Below are 1,056 nucleotides of genomic sequence, written 5' to 3' on the forward strand. Positions count from 1 at the left end.
GGCCGTACGTGGCAGTTCGGCTACGACACGTTCGGCAACCTGAAGACGGTCACCGACCCGAAGGGCGTGGCCACCACGACGGCCGGCGACTACACCACCGCCTACGAGTACAACTCCTACGGCCAGCTGACCAAGGCGACCGACGCCAACGGGCACGCCACCGTCAACAGCGGCTTCGGGCCGACGGGTTACCCGGACAAGATCACGGACGCGCTCCAGAAGGCGACGGACTTCGTCTACGACGAGCGGGGCCAGGTCCGCGAGGTCACGGACGCGCTGGGCAAGAAGACCACGCAGACCTACGACACGTTCGGGCGTCCGCTGGTCAAGACGGTGCCCAAGGACACGGGCGTACTGATCACCACTCCGGAGCCGGTCTACGACGCCAACGACAACGTCACCACGTCCACGGCGCCCAACGGGGCGGTGTCCACGGCGGTGTATGACGACGCGGACCAGATCACCTCGGCGACCGCGCCCAAGGACACCCCGATCTCGCCCGTCCGGACCTCGGCGTACACGTACGACAAGGTCGGCAACCTGAAGACGACGACGGAGCCCAAGGGCACGCTGACGACCACGGATCCGGCCGACTACATCACCACCAACACCTATGACGAGATCTATCAGTTGTCGGACGTGGTGAACGCGGCCGACGACAAGATCTCCTACTCGTACGACACCGTCGGCAACGTCACCAAGGTGGTGGCCCCGAAGAAGAACGCCACGGCCGACACCACCGACTACACGACCAAGACCGACTACGACTTCAACCACCGGGTCACCGTGGTGACCGACGCGGCGGGCAAGACCACCAAGCGGGGCTACGACAAGGACTCGCTGGTCACCTCGACCACGGACGCGGAGAACAACACCACCGCCGTCACCTACGACGAGCGGGGCAAGCAGACCGAGGTCAAGGTGCCGCACGAGGGCACCTCGACGATCACCTACCGGTCGACGAAGTACGAGTACGACCAGGTCGGCAACACCACCAAGGTGATCACGCCGCGAGGTGTGGACACGGCCAATGCCGATGACTTCGCGGCCCGGACC

1 pseudogene is annotated in these 1,056 nt (G+C 65.3%); it reads left to right on the forward strand.

Annotation, left to right across the window (positions count from 1 at the left end):
* Positions 1–1,056, forward strand: a pseudogene (locus AB0I23_RS41550) (DNRLRE domain-containing protein); the annotation flags it as partial.

The sequence above is a fragment of the Streptomyces atratus genome (assembly GCF_040655115.1).
Lineage (GTDB): Bacteria > Actinomycetota > Actinomycetes > Streptomycetales > Streptomycetaceae > Streptomyces > Streptomyces atratus_D.